The following is a 15,481-nucleotide window of genomic DNA, read 5'->3' as shown; positions in this document are numbered from 1 at the left end:
GGCGTGGGCTCGTGGGCAGTCGAGGCATTGGCCCGCAGCGGGGTGGGCCGCATGACCCTGATCGACGCCGATGAGATCTGCCTCAGCAATACCAATCGTCAGTTGCCCGCAATGCAGGGCGCATATGGCCGCGCCAAGGTCGACGCCATGGCCGAGCGCGTGCTGGCGATCAATCCGGGCGCGAAGGTGGAGGCAATTGCACGATTTCTCACGCCTTCTACCCTGGAGGAGCTGCTGGATCGCAATTATGATCTTGTCCTGGATGCCTGCGATGCATTCCGCGTGAAACTGGAAATGACGGCCTGGTGCCGGCGGCGCAAATGCCCACTCGTCGTGGTCGGTTCCGCCGGGGGGCGCGTGGACCCGACCCAGGTGCGTGTGCGTGACCTTTCGCGTACCGAGCACGATGCAATGCTCAGTATGATTCGCAAGAAGCTTCGACAAGACTATGGTTTTCCTAGGAATCCAGATCGATACTTCGGCATACCTGCGGTGTATTCTCTGGAAAACGTGCGCTACCCGCAAAGTGACGGCAGCGTTGGCGGAACTCGACCGAAGACGGATGAAGGCTTCCGCCTGGACTGCGGTGGTGGTCTGGGAGCGGCCACGCACATCACCGGAGCTTTTGCTTTCGCTGCCGTCAGCCGGGTGCTCGAGATCCTGCTTGAAATAAACCAGAAGAGAAATTCATGATCCTTAAATAACAGTACGTTGGAATACATTCTTCATGTTGAATATCTAGAGATGGGCAAAAAAAGCCCCGGTAGCCAGGGGAGGAGCTACCGGGGTCTTGTTGGATCGGCGCCTGATTGGGGGAGGGGAAGGGTGGCCGATCCCTCGATGGAACCGTTGTACGGTGCCCATCTATTGTCGCCATCACGGCGATACGAAACATTAGATGGGCTTTGGCCAGGTAGAGTTCAATAGCAGGGTCGACTGGATTCAGCAGACGTTGGTTTTAACAATTCAGCCCTGAGCCTGCTGCAGCATCTTGCGGGCATGCGCCTGCGTCTCGCGCGTGATCTCAATCCCACCGAGCATCCGCGCCAGTTCCTGACTGCGCGCCTCGCCGTCCAGGGCCTCGATCCGCGTATGGGTGCTTTCACCGTCGCTAAGCTTGCTGACGCGGATGTGCGCATGGCCCTGGGCAGCGACCTGCGGTAGATGGGTCACGCACAGGGTCTGGCAGTGTCCGCCCAGAGTACGCAGCTTCTGCCCGACCACCTCGGCCACCGCGCCGCCGATGCCGCTGTCGACTTCATCGAAGATCATGCTGCCGACGCCGTCCAGCCCCAGTGCCGCCACTTCGATGGCCAGGCTGATGCGCGCCAGTTCACCCCCGGAAGCCACCTTGCGCAGAGCGCGCGGCGGCTGGCCGGGATTGGCACTGACCAGGAACTCGCAGCGCTCCGCGCCCAGGGCATCCGGTTCAGTGTCCTCTTGCGCCTGGACCTGGATCTCGAAGCGCCCGTCCTGCATGCCCAGCTCCTGCATCAGGGCAGTGACCTGCTGACCCAGAACCTTGGCTGCCTTGCGACGCATGCTGCCCAGTGTGGCCGCGGCCTTGGCATAGTCTTTCTCGCATGCGGAACGCTCGGAGTGCAGGCAATCCAGAGCCTCGCCGGCACCCTCAAGTTGCTGCAGCGACGCGGCCAGTTCGTCGGCTTTTTCCTGCAATTGCTCCATCGGCAGGCGATGCCTGCGACCCAGCTCGTGCAGTCGTGCCAGGTGAGCGTCGATCTCGGCGTAACGACCCGGATCCATGTCCAGATCGGAGGCGTAATGGCTGATGCCATCCAGGGCCTCGGACAACTGGATCTCGGCGTTTTCAAGCATTCCGGCCAGCGGTTGCAGCCGTTCATCGAGCTCCGCCAGACGCGTGAGCTCGGACTGCGCACGCCCCAGGGCGCGGCGAACTGCGAACTCGCTGTCGCCATCGAGCAGCTCGCTCAATCCGTTGGCGCCTTCCAACAGGCGTCCAGCATTGGCAAGGCGGCGATGCGTGGATTCCAGTTCGGCCAGGTCATCGGCCGGCAGAGCCCAACGCTGCAGGTCGTCCAGTTCGTGTCGCAGCAGATCGATCCTGTCCTGCCGATCCTCGCCGCCTGTCAAGGTTGCGATACGTTTGCCCAGCTGGCGCCATGTCCGTGCCAGTTGGTCGACGTTCCCGCGCTGCGTCCGGGCCTGTGCGAATGCATCGAGCAAGTCCAGCTGATGGCCGCGCGAGAGCAACGCCTGGTGCTCGTGCTGGCCGTGGATCTCGACCAGCAGCGCGGCCAGTTCGGAGAGCTGGCTGAGGGTGGCGGGACGGCCATTGATCCATGCGCGCGAACTGCCCTCGGCCTTCAGCACGCGGCGCAGCCGGCAATGGCCTTCGTCATCCAGTTCCTGCCGTTCCAGCCACGCGCGAGCCTCGGCACGTTGCGCAAGATCGAATTCTGCCGAAAGCTCGGCGCGCTCGCAGCCTGCGCGCACCATGCCACTGTCGGCACGAGTGCCGGAGAGCAGCATCAATGCATCGACCAGCAGGGATTTGCCCGCGCCGGTCTCGCCGGTAACGACGGTCATGCCGGGACCGAAGCCGATCTCGGCTTCCTCGACCACGGCGAAATTGCGCACGTACAGCGAACTCAGCATGCAGGCGATCTCGTGGATGACGATGTTGATTGTAACGATACGCGTCTCATATCTGCAGACGGGGAAGTGGTATTTCGCTCATGATCCATCCGCAAAGACGGCTAAGCGTCTGTGCAAGCCGGTCTGAACAACCGCATCCGGAAACGCACGAACGGTTCATCGGATCGGCAATCAGCTCTTGCAACCGTGCCTTGCAACCCTTATTCAGTTGGCAGGTTCACTGCACGATGGTACCCATGAGCCCCATCAATGGTCCGGATCTCGATGCCCGTTCGCGACGCCTTCTGCGCGCCCTGATCGGCCAGTATCTGGCTGACGGCGAGCCGGTCGGATCGCGCACGCTTTCGCGGTCTTCCGGGCTGGACGTCAGTCCGGCCACCATCCGCAACATCATGTCGGATCTGGAAGATTCGGGGCTGGTGTCCTCACCGCACACCTCGGCGGGCCGCATTCCCACCCCACGCGGACTGCGCCTGTTCGTGGATAGCCTGCTGGAACTGCGTCCGCTGCATGGCGACGACCTCGATCACCTTCGCGACCAGCTCCCGCATTCCCCTTCCAGCGCCCTGGACCTGCTCAACAGCACGTCCTCACTGTTGTCGGCCATGACCCACTTTGTCGGTCTGGTGACCGTACCACGCCACTCGGATTTTTCCCTGCGACACATCGACTTCGTTCCTCTGTCCGATGCCCGGGTGCTGGTGATCCTGGTTTTTGCCGACAACCAGGTGCAGAACCGTGTGGTGCAGCTGGCCGAACCGTTGGCGCCTTCGGAACTCGAGAAGGCCGCAAATTATCTCAACAGCGAGTTCACCGGCATGCGCCTGGACGAAATCCGCACGCGTCTGCTGGCCGAGCTCGAAGCCACGAGCAGTGAACTCAACCGGCGCCTGAAGGCCGCCGTGGAACTGGCTTCGGCATCCTTCAGGCCACAGCCTGAGATCGACATGGTGCTCAGCGGGCAGACCAATCTCATGGGTTGCCAGGATCTGTCCGACCTGGATCGTCTGCGGGAACTGTTCGATACCTTCCAACGCAAACGCGATCTTGTGCAGTTGCTGGAAGTGTGTGCCAAGGCTCCCGGGGTACGTCTTTTCATCGGCGAAGAATCGGGGTTCTCGGCCCTGGATGGCTGCTCTGTGGTCACCGCCACGTATGGGACCGAAGGGCGCGTACTGGGCACGGTAGGCGTGATTGGCCCCACTCGCATGGCCTATGACCGTGTCATTCCGGTGGTCCAGGCCACGGCCGAATTGCTCGGTGACGCCTTGAATCGCGTCACGGCGTCCCTATAACTGCCGCCAGGGCGGTTTATTCCGCATTGACATGACGAACGCCCCCGGAAAGAAAGGGGCTCATTGGGTTGTTTGGAGCCATGATGGAAGACACCAAGCCGAACGCGTCAAGACAGGCGCCAGATCCGGACCATAACCAGCACGACGGCAACGAAGAGTCGATGGCCGAGTTGGAACAACTCACCGCACAACTGGCCGAGGCTGAACGCAATGTGGCCGAGTTGCGCGAGACGATGCTTCGCGAACGGGCCGATATCGAGAACCAGCGCCGCCGTCTGCAGCGCGAACTCGAGCAGGCCAGGCGCTTTGCCAACGAACGCCTGCTCTCGGACCTGCTGCCCGTGTGCGACAGCCTTGAGCACGGTCTGGCAGCCGAAAGTTCAGAGGCCGCGCCGCTTCGGGAAGGCATGCAACTGACGCTCAAGTCACTGCAGAAAGTCACCGAAAGCAACGGCCTAAAAACCCTCGACCCGTTGCATCAGCCATTCGATCCCGAACAACACCAGGCCATGAACATGATCGAGACCGATCAGCATGCGCCCGACACCGTGGTCGCCGTGATGCAAAAGGGCTACATCCTCAATGATCGCCTGCTGCGTCCTGCGCTGGTGGCGGTGTCCAAGGCACCCGGAAGCTGATCACGCGAATCTACATTTCATCTTGAATCGGGGCGCGAATTGCCCCACCTAGGAATCATCAGCGGTCGCGACGACCGCACAAGAATTTTCTGGAGACTACGACCATGGGCAAGATCATCGGAATCGACCTCGGCACCACCAACTCCTGCGTGGCGGTGATGGAAGGCTCGTCCACGCGTGTCATCGAGAATGCGGAGGGCGATCGCACCACACCATCCATTGTTGCATTCAGCAAGGACGGCGAGGTTCTTGTGGGCGCCTCGGCCAAGCGCCAGGCGGTGACCAACCCGGCCAACACCTTCTACGCGGTCAAGCGACTGGTCGGCCGCAAGTTCAAGGATGCCGAGGTCCAGAAGGACATCGACCTGGTGTCCTACAAGATCTTCGAGCACGACAATGGCGATGCCTGGGTCAAGACCTCCGACGGCAAGAAGATGGCACCGCCGGAAGTGTCGGCCAAGGTGCTGATGAAGATGAAGAAGACCGCCGAGGATTATCTGGGCGAGGAAGTCACCGAAGCCGTGATCACGGTGCCGGCATATTTCAATGACAGCCAGCGCCAGGCGACAAAGGACGCCGGCAAGATCGCCGGACTCGACGTCAAGCGCATCATCAACGAGCCCACCGCGGCTGCGTTGGCCTATGGCATGGACAAGAAGGGTGGCGATCGCAAGATCGCCGTCTACGATCTGGGCGGCGGCACCTTCGACGTATCGATCATCGAGATCGCGGAAGTCGACGGCGAGAAGCAGTTCGAGGTACTGGCCACCAATGGCGATACCTTCCTCGGCGGCGAGGACTTCGATCAACGCGTCATGGATTATCTGGTCGAGGAATTCAAAAAGGACCAGGGCATCGATCTGCGCAAGGACCCGCTGGCCCTGCAGCGACTGAAGGACGCAGCCGAGCGCGCCAAGATCGAGCTGTCCTCCAGCCACCAGACAGAGGTCAACCTGCCGTACGTGACCGCCGACGCCTCCGGTCCCAAGCATTTGAACATCAAGCTGACCCGGGCCAAGCTGGAAGCACTGGTCGAGGACCTGGTCAAGCGCTCCATCGATCCGTGCCGCACGGCTCTGGACGACGCGGGTCTGCGCGTGTCCGACGTCAATGAAGTGATCCTGGTCGGTGGCCAGACCCGGATGCCCAAGGTACAGGAGGCGGTCAAGGACTTCTTCGGCAAGGAGCCGCGCAAGGACGTCAACCCGGACGAGGCCGTGGCCGTGGGCGCGGCGATCCAGGGCGGCGTGCTGGGTGGCGACGTCAAGGACGTGCTGCTTCTGGACGTGACCCCGCTGAGCCTGGGGATCGAGACCATGGGCGGCGTGTTCACCAAGCTGATCGAGAAGAACACCACGATCCCGACCAAGGCATCGCAGATCTTCTCTACCGCCGACGACAACCAGACGGCGGTGACCGTCCATGTATTGCAGGGCGAGCGCGACCAGGCACAGTACAACAAGTCTCTGGCCCGTTTCGACCTGGCCGGTATCGATCCGGCGCCGCGAGGTGTTCCGCAGATCGAGGTCAGCTTCGACATCGACGCCAACGGCATCCTGCATGTCCATGCCAAGGACAAGAAGACCGGCAAGGAGCAGAAGGTCGAGATCAAGGCCGGCTCGGGGCTCTCCGAAGATGAGGTCGAGCGCATGGTCAGTGATGCCGAGACGCACCGCGAGGACGACAAGAAGTTCCAGGAACTGGTCACCACGCGCAACAAGGCCGACCAGTTGGTGCACTCCACGCGTACGGCCTTGAAGGATCATGGCGACAAGGCCGGCGACCAGATCGGCGGGATCGAGGACGCGTTGTCCGACCTGGAGAAGGCCATGTCCGGTGACGACAAGGGTGCCATCGAGTCCAGGATCAGCCATCTGGAGCAGGTCGCCCAGCCGCTGTTCGCAGCCGCCCAGGGGAGTGGCCAGGGTGGCCCCGAAGCACCCGGCCAGCAGGCTCCAGGTGGCGGTTCGGCGCAGCCCGAGGATGTGGTCGACGCCGAATTCACCGAAGTCAAGGACGAAGACAAGAAAGACTGAGGCAGGCCGCGAGGCCGGGCACCAGGCCCGGCCTCGCTTGGCGAAGGGGAACACGTGAAAAAGGGGCGACTGGAAGCATTCAGCAACGGCGTGCTGGCCATCATCATCACCATCATGGTGCTGGAGATGAAAGTCCCGCACGGGGATCATCTGTCCGCACTCGCACCTCTGTTTCCGGTGGTGCTCAGTTATATCCTGAGCTTTGTCTATATCGGCATCTACTGGAACAACCATCACCATTTCATGCACGCCGCAACGCATGTGAATGGCAAGTTGCTGTGGGCCAACCTGCATTTGCTGTTCTGGTTGTCGCTGATCCCGCTTGCCACCGCCTGGATGGGCGAAAATCACTTCGCCGCGGCCACCATGGCAATGTACGGCTTCGTGCTGCTGATGTGCTCGGTTGCCTGGCAACCGTTCCAGTACGCCCTGATCAGTGCCAACGGAGGATCGCAGGGCGAACTGGCGCGCATGATCATCGGCAGCCGTGACTGGAAAGGGCTGTTGGCACTCCTGCTTTACCTGATCGCCATTCCGATGGCGTTCGTCAGCTCCTGGATTTCAGGCTTGATTTACATCACCGTCGCCTCGATGTGGTTGGTACCTGACCGACGCATTGAAGGCCGCAACGATACGGACTCATGAGCAAACGCTGTTATTACGAAACCCTGGGTGTCGAACGTGACGCCGACACGAGCGTGATCAAGAAGGCATTCCGCCGCGTGGCGATGAAATGCCATCCCGACCGTTGTCCGGACGACCCTGAAGCCCAGGAGCGCTTCAAGGAGGCCAAGGAGGCTTACGAAGTCCTGTCCGACAGCAACAAGCGCAACATGTACGACCAGTATGGGCATGCTGCCTTCGAGGGCGGCATGGGCGGCGGTGGAGCCGGTGCCGGCGGTTTTGGCGGCATGGGCGACATCTTCGGCGACATCTTCGGCGACATCTTCGGCATGGGCGGCGCCGGACGGCGAGGTCCACAGCGGGGTTCCGACCTGCGTTACATCCTGGAGATGGACCTGGAAGAAGCCGTGTTCGGCCTCGAAAAACAGATTCAAGTGCCAACACTGGTCGCGTGTGACGACTGCAAGGGCAGCGGCTCGGAAGATGGCAAGCTCGACACCTGCGAGACCTGCGGCGGCCATGGCCAGGTGCGCATGCAGAACGGCATCTTCTCGATCCAGCAGGCGTGCCCGCACTGCGGCGGTACCGGTCGTTCGATCAAGAATCCCTGTCGCACCTGCCATGGCGAGGGCCGTTTCCAGGATTCCCGTACGCTCTCTGTGCGCATTCCCGCGGGTGTGGATACGGGCGATCGCGTGCGTCTCGGGGGACAGGGCGAAGCCGCCCCCGCAGGTGGCCAGCCAGGGGACCTGTACGTGGAAGTCCGCGTGCGCGAGCACAGCATCTTTCGCCGCGAAGGCAACGACCTGCATTGCGAAGTACCGATCCGCTTCACCCAGGCGGCATTGGGCGCCACGCTCAAGGTGCCCACCCTGGAGGAGGAAGTCGAGATCAATCTCCCGCCGGAAACCCAGACCGGCCAGACCTTCCGCCTGCGCGGTCGCGGTGTGAAATCACCCCGTGGCGGACGTGTCGGCGATCTGATCTGCCAGGTGGCCGTGGAAACTCCCGTGCACCTGACGGCCCGGCAACGCGAGCTGCTGGAAGCCTTCGATGAAACCTTCCAGGGCAAGAAGGCTGCCGAGCATTCCCCCAGGGAACGCAACTGGATGGATGGCGTCAAGCAGTTCTGGTCCCGCGTGACCTCCTGAGGCCCGCCGCAGCATCCCATGCAGCCACGCTACGCCCATGCTTGCGTATGGCCAGTGAAGCGTTACGATGACCGGTTTCCACAGCCTAAAGCTGCAGGGCCACCATGAATCAGCCTGTACGTCTTGCCATCAGCGGTGCCTCCGGCCGCATGGGCAGCGCGCTCCTGGCGCGCTGCCGCGGTGATCGCCGCCTGCGAGTGGCCCGCGCCGTCATCGATGCCGCATCAGACCTGGTAGGGAAGCCGGTGCAGCAACCCGCGACCACGGGAAGCCTGAGTTTCAATGCCGGCTGGAACGATGCCACGCAGCTCGACGTGGTGGTGGATTTCAGCACCCCCAAGGGACTGCAAGCAGCCCTGGAGTACTGCGTTGAATCCGGGGTCGCCCTCGTGGTCGGTACCACGGGCTATGACGCAGACCTGGGTAAACGGCTGGAACAGGCTTCACAACGGATCGCGATCCTTCAGGCCGCCAATTTCAGTCTCGGCATGGCTGTCCTGCAACGCCTGGTCCGTGATTCGGCAAGGGCCCTTCCCGAATGGGACCTGGAGATCATCGAGGCCCATCATGGACGCAAGGAGGACGCCCCCTCGGGCACCGCGCTGGCGCTGGGCGAGACCGCAGCCACTGCGCGGGGCACTGCGTTGCAGACATGCGCAAGCTATGCCCGACAGGGACACCCCGGGGCACGGGGCAAGGGCGAGATCGGGTTTTCCGTCATTCGCGGTGGCGACATCGTCGGCGAACACACCATCATGCTGGCCGGAACGGGAGAACGCCTGGAGCTGACCCATCGCGCCACTGACCGCGGCATCTTTGCGCGCGGTGCGCTTGAAGCCACGGTCTGGATTGCCTCGCAGTCTCCCGGCATGTACGGCATGTCAGACATGCTCGAGGGACGTTTGAAGCCGGACTCCTGACGCTGCAAAGGGCGCAGCATTCCGCCTGCAACCAGGGTTGGCCTCAATCGCGATGCGAAGCGTTGCGGTCGCGACCGGCGCCGATTTTCTTGTCCAGCCTGCCGAACAGCTTCTTGAACGCACGCGAAAAGCGTCCACGCCGGGTCTTGCGGCGCTTGGCTTCCTCGCTGACCAGCCAGGCCACCTGGATCACCCGTCGCTCTCCCTCGTAGGGCAAGTGCCCGTGGAATGAGTTCTCGGCGCGCCGAAAAACCGCAAATTCGCCGTACAGGGGCTTGAGCTCCGGCACGATCAAGCTGTCGATGTCGTCTACCCTTTCCAGAAACCGAAGGCATCCACCGCTGTTGTCCGGCCATTGCGCATTGAGGTAGAGCAGGGCGGTGGCGATCTTGGATGTGCTGTCGGTGTGGATGGTGCCGTGGCGCTTGTTGAGATGCCGGCAAAGGGTCACCAGCGTGGGGTAACTGCCCAGGTTCTCGATGCCCAGACGGCTGCCGATGGCGCTGGCAATCTCGGGCGTGGTCAGGTTTTCGATCACGGCATTGACCGAGGGCCCGCAATCGGCGGGATCCCAGGGAAAGAATCCGGCTTCCCCGTAGTGCGGGAAATCGGTTTCGAGTTCGCCACTGGCTTCACCGGGCAACTGCCCGTGCGCGATCATGAACGAAAACGGCTCCCGGCGAACCAGGGTACCGGGATGGTCCAGTCGTGCGGGGTCGATCAAGGTTGCAGGCATGGGTCGGGCCAGCGGCGAACTTGGGGCCCCATTGTATGGGGCATACGGACAAATGGCATGCGCAGGCATGCCATAGCCGCACCTCATCAATCGTGGGTGAGCGTCTTCTGCGTAAACAGATATTCCTTCATCTGGCCCGAGAAGTGCGGGTCCTTGCGCCGGATCCATTCCAGGACCATGGCCGCATGCTCCTTTTCCTCGTCGCGGTTGTGCTCGAGGATACCCTTCAGTTCGGGATCCTTGCAGGCGGTCGCGCGCTGGTTGTACCAGTCCACCGCTTCAAGTTCCTCCATCAGCGAGACAATGGCGCGATGCATGTCGCGGACATCGTCGTTCAATTCGTCGATGGGTTCGTGATACTGGTTACTGGCCATGTGGCCTCCTCTGGGTGGCTGGGTGAGCCCGCAAGGGCATGCCTGCAAGTCTAACGCCTGTCTTGCGCATGACCACCCCCGGCTCAGGAAGAGACTGCAGACCCGGTGTCACGGTGGACATCGCATACCCCGGTGTTTACCATTACAGCCCGCCCGAGAACCCTTTTCCGAGCCCCGACAGGCCAGCCCATACCGGCCTGCGGGTTTTGCTGCACCTGAGGCGGACACGATGACCCCAGCTTTGCTAGTACTTGAAGACGGCAGCATGTTTCGCGGTGATGCCGCGGGTGCGACTGGATCGACCGTTGGTGAGGTGGTGTTCAACACCGCCATGACGGGATATCAGGAGATTCTCACCGATCCGTCCTATGCCCGCCAGCTGGTCACACTGACCTATCCACACATCGGCAATACCGGTTGCAACGCCGTCGATACCGAATCATCCGCGATCCAGGCCGCCGGCCTGATCGTGCGCGACGTGCCGCGTCTTGCCTCGAATTGGCGCAGTGAGGAAAGCCTGACGGCCTACCTGCAACGCAGCGGCGTAGTCGCGATTGCCGGCATCGATACCCGGCGCCTGACACGGATCCTGCGTGACAAGGGCGCCCTGGCTGGCTGCATCGTCGCCGGCGAGAATATCGATGAAGCCGAGGCGCAGGCCCAGGCACGCGCCTTTCCCGGCCTGAAGGGCATGGATCTGGCCCGGGAGGTCACCACAACTGCGGCTTACACCTGGTCCGAGGGCGTGTATGACCTGGACCGGCAGGTCTTCGCATCGTGCGAACCACTTTTCAAGGTCGTGGCCTATGACTTCGGCATCAAGCGCAACATCCTGCGTCTTTTGTCCGCGCGCGGATGCGCCTTGACCGTGGTGCCGGCGCAGACGCCGGTCGAGGACGTGCTTGCCATGCAGCCGGACGGCGTGTTCCTTTCCAATGGACCCGGGGACCCGGCGCCCTGCGACTATGCCGTGGCCGCAGCGCGCGCCCTGCTGGACAAGAAAATCCCGCTGTTCGGCATCTGCCTTGGGCATCAGATCCTGGCGCAGGCAGTCGGCGCGAAGACGCTGAAGATGAAGTTTGGCCACCACGGCGCCAACCATCCGGTCAAGGACCTGGACGACGGCCGCGTCCTGATCACCAGCCAGAACCATGGTTTTGCAGTGGATCCGGACACGCTGCCTGCGCAGGCCCGCGTGACCCACCAGTCGCTGTTCGATGGGTCGCTGCAGGGCTTTGCACTGACCGACCGTCCTGCGTTCTGTTTCCAGGGCCATCCGGAAGCCAGCCCCGGGCCGCATGACATCGGGTACCTGTTCGACCGTTTCGCCAACCTGATGCAGGAGGCACGCTGATGCCACGCCGCAACGACATCCACAGCATCCTCATCATCGGTGCCGGTCCGATTGTCATCGGCCAGGCCTGCGAGTTCGACTACTCCGGTGCCCAGGCCTGCAAGGCGCTGCGTGAGGAGGGGTACCGGGTCATTCTGGTCAACTCCAATCCTGCCACCATCATGACCGACCCGGAAATGGCAGATGCGGTCTACATCGAGCCGATCAACTGGCAGACCGTCGAGCGCATCATCGCCAAGGAAAAACCCGACGCGCTGCTTCCGACCATGGGTGGCCAGACCGCGCTCAATTGTGCCTTGGAGCTGGCCGACCATGGTGTGCTGGACAAATACGATGTCGAGCTGATCGGCGCCTCGCGCGAGGCCATCAGGATGGCCGAGGACCGCGAACTGTTCCGCGACGCCATGACCGAGATCGGCCTGGATTCTCCGCGTTCGGAAGTCGCCCGCTCGATGGAGCAGGCCTGGATCATCCAGGAAAAGCTGGGCTTCCCCACGATTATCCGTCCCTCGTTCACCATGGGCGGCTCCGGTGGCGGCATCGCCTATAACCGCGAGGAATTCGAGGAGATCGTCAAGCACGGCATGGAGCTGTCGCCGGTGCACGAAGTGCTGATTGACGAATCGGTGCTGGGCTGGAAGGAGTTCGAGATGGAAGTGGTCCGCGACAAGGCGGACAACTGCATCATCGTGTGTTCGATCGAGAACCTTGACCCCATGGGCGTGCACACCGGCGACTCCATCACGGTGGCGCCCGCGCAGACCCTGACCGACAAGGAATACCAGCGCCTGCGCGATGCCTCGCTCGCCGTGCTGCGAAAGATCGGCGTGGACACCGGCGGCTCCAATGTGCAGTTCGGCGTGAATGCCGAGACCGGGCGGGTGGTGGTGATCGAGATGAACCCTCGTGTATCGCGTTCCTCGGCGCTGGCCTCCAAGGCCACCGGCTTTCCGATCGCCAAGGTCGCGGCAAAGCTTGCCGTGGGCTACACGCTGGACGAACTCAAGAACGAGATCACCGGCGGCCTCACTCCGGCTTCGTTCGAGCCGACCATCGACTACGTCGTCACCAAGATCCCGCGCTTTGCATTCGAGAAATTCCCCACCACCAATCCGCGCCTGACCACGCAGATGAAATCAGTGGGTGAAGTGATGGCCATCGGTCGCAGCATTCACGAGTCCTTGCACAAGGCCCTGCGTGGGCTTGAGACCGACAAAAAGGGACTTGATCCCACGGGCCTGGACCTGACCAGCGACGAGGACATGGCCACGCTCAAACGCGAACTGCGCCAGCCGGGCAGCGAGCGCATCTTCTATATCGGCGATGCCTACCGCGCCGGACTCTCGCTCGAGGAAGTCCACGACCTGACCAAGATCGATCCCTGGTTCCTGGCCGCGCTCGAGGATATCGTCGAGGCCGAGAACGATCTGCGCACACAGGGCCTGAGCGCGATGGACGAACCGCGTATGCGCATGCTCAAGCGAATGGGCTTCTCCGACGCACGCCTGGCCACGCTTCTGGGTACCGACGAGGCTGCAGTGCGCCACTTGCGCCGCACCCTGGATGTGCGTCCGGTGTACAAGCGAGTGGACTCGTGCGCGGCCGAATTTGCCACAAGTACCGCATACATGTATTCGACCTACGAGGAGGAGTGCGAATCCAACCCCAGCGACCGACGCAAGATCATGGTCCTGGGGGGCGGCCCCAACCGCATTGGCCAGGGCATCGAGTTCGACTATTGCTGCGTGCACGCCGCGCTTGCCCTGCGCGCGGACGGGTACGAGACCATCATGGTCAACTGCAATCCGGAGACCGTCTCCACCGACTATGACACCTCCGACCGGCTGTATTTCGAGCCGCTGACACTGGAAGACGTGCTCGAGATCGTCGACAAGGAAAAGCCCGAGGGCGTGATCGTCCAGTACGGCGGACAGACCCCGTTGAAACTGGCGCGTGCGCTGGAGGCCGCAGGGGTCCCGATCATCGGCACCTCGCCCGACAGCATCGATCTTGCGGAGGACCGCGAGCGATTCCAGAAAATGATCCAGCGACTGGGATTGCAGCAACCCGCCAACCGCATCGCCCGCAGTTCCGAGGAGGCGCTGGTGCTGGCACGCGAGATCGGTTATCCCCTGGTGGTGCGACCCAGCTACGTGCTGGGCGGACGCGCCATGGAGGTGGTCTATGACGACGCGGATCTGACGCGATACATCCGCGAGGCCGTGCGAGTTTCCGAAACCGCGCCGGTGCTTCTGGACCGCTTCCTCGATCATGCCGTGGAAGTGGACGTGGACATCATCGCCGACCGCGAAGGCCATATCCTCATTGGCGGCATCATGGAACACATCGAGGAAGCCGGAGTCCACTCGGGCGACTCCTCCTGCTCCCTGCCGCCTTATTCGCTCAGCCCGGAGGTCCAGGATGAGCTGCGTCGTCAGGTGACCCTGATGGCGCGTGAACTCAAGGTCGTGGGCCTGATGAACACGCAGTTTGCGGTGCAGGCTGGCGAACGGGTTTTCATTCTCGAGGTCAACCCGCGTGCCTCGCGCACCGTGCCGTTCGTATCCAAGGCCACGGGACAGCCGCTGGCCAGTATTGCCGCGCGATGCATGGCCGGACGAACACTGGCCGAGCAGGGCGCAATCCGCGAAGTGGTGCCGAAATACTATTCCGTGAAGGAAGCGATCTTCCCGTTCTTGAAGTTCCAGAACGTCGATCCCATTCTAGGTCCGGAGATGCGCTCCACCGGCGAAGTCATGGGCGTGGGACGCGACTTTGGCTCGGCCTTCGGGCGGGCCCACGAGGCGGCCGGCATCCGCAAACCGCCTCTGGGCAAGGTCTTCCTGTCCGTGCGCGACGCCGACAAGGATCGCTTGCTGCCTATCGCCAGCGACATTCTCAAGCGAGGATATGGTCTGGTTGCCACGCGCGGTACCGCTGCGTTTCTCAATGAGCACAAGGTCGAATGCGAGCACATCAACAAGGTGCTCGAAGGCCGTCCACATATTGTCGACCTGATCAAGAACGCCGAGATTGTGTATATCGTCAACACCACCGAGGGCAAACAGGCGATTGCCGACTCGTTCTCCATCCGTCGTGAGGCGCTGCAGCAGCGCGTCACGTACTCCACCACCATTGCAGGCGCGCGCGCACTGCTGCACTCGCTGGATTCCCGCGACGGCGGTGACGTGCACAGCCTGCAGGAACTGCACAAGGAGCTTGAAGCATGAACCGTGCTCCCATGACCAAGAAGGGCGCCGAGCGCCTGCGCAAGGAACTGGAACGCCTCAAAAGCCAGGAACGCCCGCGCATCATCGAGGCCATCGCCGAAGCGCGCGCCCACGGTGACTTGAAGGAAAACGCCGAGTACCACGCCGCACGCGAACAGCAGAGCTTTGTCGAAGGCCGCATCAAGGAGCTCGAGGCCGGTCTGTCAACGGCCCAGCAGATCGATACCAGCACACTCAACGCCGGCAACAAGATCGTGTTCGGTGCCATCGTCGATCTCGAGGACGAGGACACCGGCGAGGCGGTGACTTACCAGATCGTCGGCGACATGGAAGCGGACATCAAGCAGAACCTGATTGCCGTATCCTCACCCATAGCGCGGGCGCTCATCGGCAAGTTCGAAGGCGACAGCATCGAGTTCGAGGCGCCAAAGGGTGTCAAGAACTACGAGGTCACCGGCGTACGCTACGAGTGAACAGTCGGACCCT

13 protein-coding genes are annotated in these 15,481 nt (G+C 62.3%); 10 read left to right on the top strand and 3 right to left on the bottom strand.

Features of this window, described 5'->3' with window-relative positions; translation table 11 throughout:
- The coding region (locus PF446_RS09850) for a tRNA threonylcarbamoyladenosine dehydratase (protein ID WP_298071253.1) at positions 1-693 on the top strand (693 nt) is incomplete at its 5' end.
- A gap of 273 nt (positions 694-966) precedes the next feature.
- Here PF446_RS09850 and recN read toward each other — a convergent pair.
- The gene (gene recN / locus PF446_RS09845; RefSeq protein ID WP_298071252.1) at positions 967-2,637 is read right to left on the bottom strand and encodes a DNA repair protein RecN; all 1,671 of its coding nucleotides are present in this window, start codon (positions 2,635-2,637) and stop codon (positions 967-969) included.
- Positions 2,638-2,873: 236 nt separating this feature from the next.
- On the opposite strand from recN, the gene hrcA reads away from it, so the two are divergent.
- The 6 genes from hrcA to dapB all read left to right on the top strand — a co-directional run bounded on the left by hrcA (position 2,874) and on the right by dapB (position 9,301).
- Complete coding sequence (gene hrcA, locus PF446_RS09840; protein ID WP_298071251.1) at positions 2,874-3,932, top strand: heat-inducible transcriptional repressor HrcA; 1,059 nt, start codon at positions 2,874-2,876, stop codon at positions 3,930-3,932.
- Positions 3,933-4,015: 83 nt separating this feature from the next.
- A complete protein-coding gene (gene grpE / locus PF446_RS09835) occupies positions 4,016-4,570 on the top strand; it encodes a nucleotide exchange factor GrpE (protein ID WP_298071255.1) in 555 nt (184 codons plus the stop codon).
- 104 nt (positions 4,571-4,674) lie between these two features.
- Positions 4,675-6,606: a molecular chaperone DnaK gene (dnaK, locus tag PF446_RS09830; RefSeq protein ID WP_298071250.1), complete on the top strand. Its 1,932-nt coding sequence runs from the start codon at positions 4,675-4,677 to the stop codon at positions 6,604-6,606.
- A gap of 54 nt (positions 6,607-6,660) precedes the next feature.
- Positions 6,661-7,251 carry a TMEM175 family protein gene (locus PF446_RS09825; protein ID WP_298071249.1) on the top strand — a complete coding sequence of 197 codons (591 nt, stop codon included), beginning with the start codon at positions 6,661-6,663 and terminating at the stop codon, positions 7,249-7,251.
- A complete protein-coding gene (gene dnaJ / locus PF446_RS09820) occupies positions 7,248-8,381 on the top strand; it encodes a molecular chaperone DnaJ (RefSeq protein WP_298071248.1) in 1,134 nt (377 codons plus the stop codon). Before PF446_RS09825 ends, dnaJ begins: the two co-directional genes overlap by 4 nt.
- 104 nt (positions 8,382-8,485) lie before the next feature.
- Positions 8,486-9,301: a 4-hydroxy-tetrahydrodipicolinate reductase gene (gene dapB, locus PF446_RS09815; RefSeq protein ID WP_298071247.1), complete on the top strand. Its 816-nt coding sequence runs from the start codon at positions 8,486-8,488 to the stop codon at positions 9,299-9,301.
- A 43-nt stretch (positions 9,302-9,344) separates the two neighbouring features.
- Here the strand turns inward: dapB and PF446_RS09810 are convergent, their stop codons facing one another.
- On the bottom strand, positions 9,345-10,037 hold the full coding sequence (locus PF446_RS09810; RefSeq protein ID WP_298071246.1) for a 2OG-Fe(II) oxygenase: 693 nt from the start codon (positions 10,035-10,037) through the stop codon (positions 9,345-9,347).
- 86 nt (positions 10,038-10,123) lie between these two features.
- Entirely contained in the window at positions 10,124-10,411 is a 288-nt protein-coding gene (locus tag PF446_RS09805) for an encapsulin-associated ferritin-like protein (RefSeq protein WP_298071245.1), read from the bottom strand.
- 229 nt (positions 10,412-10,640) lie between these two features.
- Between PF446_RS09805 and carA the strand changes: the two genes are divergently transcribed.
- The 3 genes from carA to greA are packed head-to-tail and all read left to right on the top strand — an operon-like array spanning position 10,641 to position 15,468.
- Complete coding sequence (gene carA, locus PF446_RS09800; protein WP_298071244.1) at positions 10,641-11,765, top strand: glutamine-hydrolyzing carbamoyl-phosphate synthase small subunit; 1,125 nt, start codon at positions 10,641-10,643, stop codon at positions 11,763-11,765.
- The gene (gene carB, locus PF446_RS09795) at positions 11,765-14,995 is read left to right on the top strand and encodes a carbamoyl-phosphate synthase large subunit (RefSeq protein WP_298071243.1); all 3,231 of its coding nucleotides are present in this window, start codon (positions 11,765-11,767) and stop codon (positions 14,993-14,995) included. Before carA ends, carB begins: the two co-directional genes overlap by 1 nt.
- On the top strand, positions 14,992-15,468 hold the full coding sequence (greA, locus tag PF446_RS09790) for a transcription elongation factor GreA (protein WP_298071242.1): 477 nt from the start codon (positions 14,992-14,994) through the stop codon (positions 15,466-15,468). Before carB ends, greA begins: the two co-directional genes overlap by 4 nt.
- The last annotated feature ends 13 nt before the right edge of the window (positions 15,469-15,481 follow it).

Source organism: Oleiagrimonas sp. (genome assembly GCF_027858935.1).
Taxonomy (GTDB): Bacteria; Pseudomonadota; Gammaproteobacteria; order Xanthomonadales; family Rhodanobacteraceae; genus Oleiagrimonas.
The sequence above is the reverse complement of the archived record's forward strand: the minus strand, read 5'-3'. Positions and strand labels throughout refer to the sequence as shown.

Coding starts and splice junctions, on each gene's coding strand:
- recN (WP_298071252.1), bottom strand. CDS start 2,637: ATGCTGAGTTCGCTGTACGTGCGCAATTTCGCCGTGGTCGAGGAAGCC.
- hrcA (WP_298071251.1), top strand. CDS start 2,874: ATGAGCCCCATCAATGGTCCGGATCTCGATGCCCGTTCGCGACGCCTT.
- grpE (WP_298071255.1), top strand. CDS start 4,016: ATGGAAGACACCAAGCCGAACGCGTCAAGACAGGCGCCAGATCCGGAC.
- dnaK (WP_298071250.1), top strand. CDS start 4,675: ATGGGCAAGATCATCGGAATCGACCTCGGCACCACCAACTCCTGCGTG.
- dnaJ (WP_298071248.1), top strand. CDS start 7,248: ATGAGCAAACGCTGTTATTACGAAACCCTGGGTGTCGAACGTGACGCC.
- dapB (WP_298071247.1), top strand. CDS start 8,486: ATGAATCAGCCTGTACGTCTTGCCATCAGCGGTGCCTCCGGCCGCATG.
- PF446_RS09810 (WP_298071246.1), bottom strand. CDS start 10,037: ATGCCTGCAACCTTGATCGACCCCGCACGACTGGACCATCCCGGTACC.
- PF446_RS09805 (WP_298071245.1), bottom strand. CDS start 10,411: ATGGCCAGTAACCAGTATCACGAACCCATCGACGAATTGAACGACGAT.
- carA (WP_298071244.1), top strand. CDS start 10,641: ATGACCCCAGCTTTGCTAGTACTTGAAGACGGCAGCATGTTTCGCGGT.
- carB (WP_298071243.1), top strand. CDS start 11,765: ATGCCACGCCGCAACGACATCCACAGCATCCTCATCATCGGTGCCGGT.
- greA (WP_298071242.1), top strand. CDS start 14,992: ATGAACCGTGCTCCCATGACCAAGAAGGGCGCCGAGCGCCTGCGCAAG.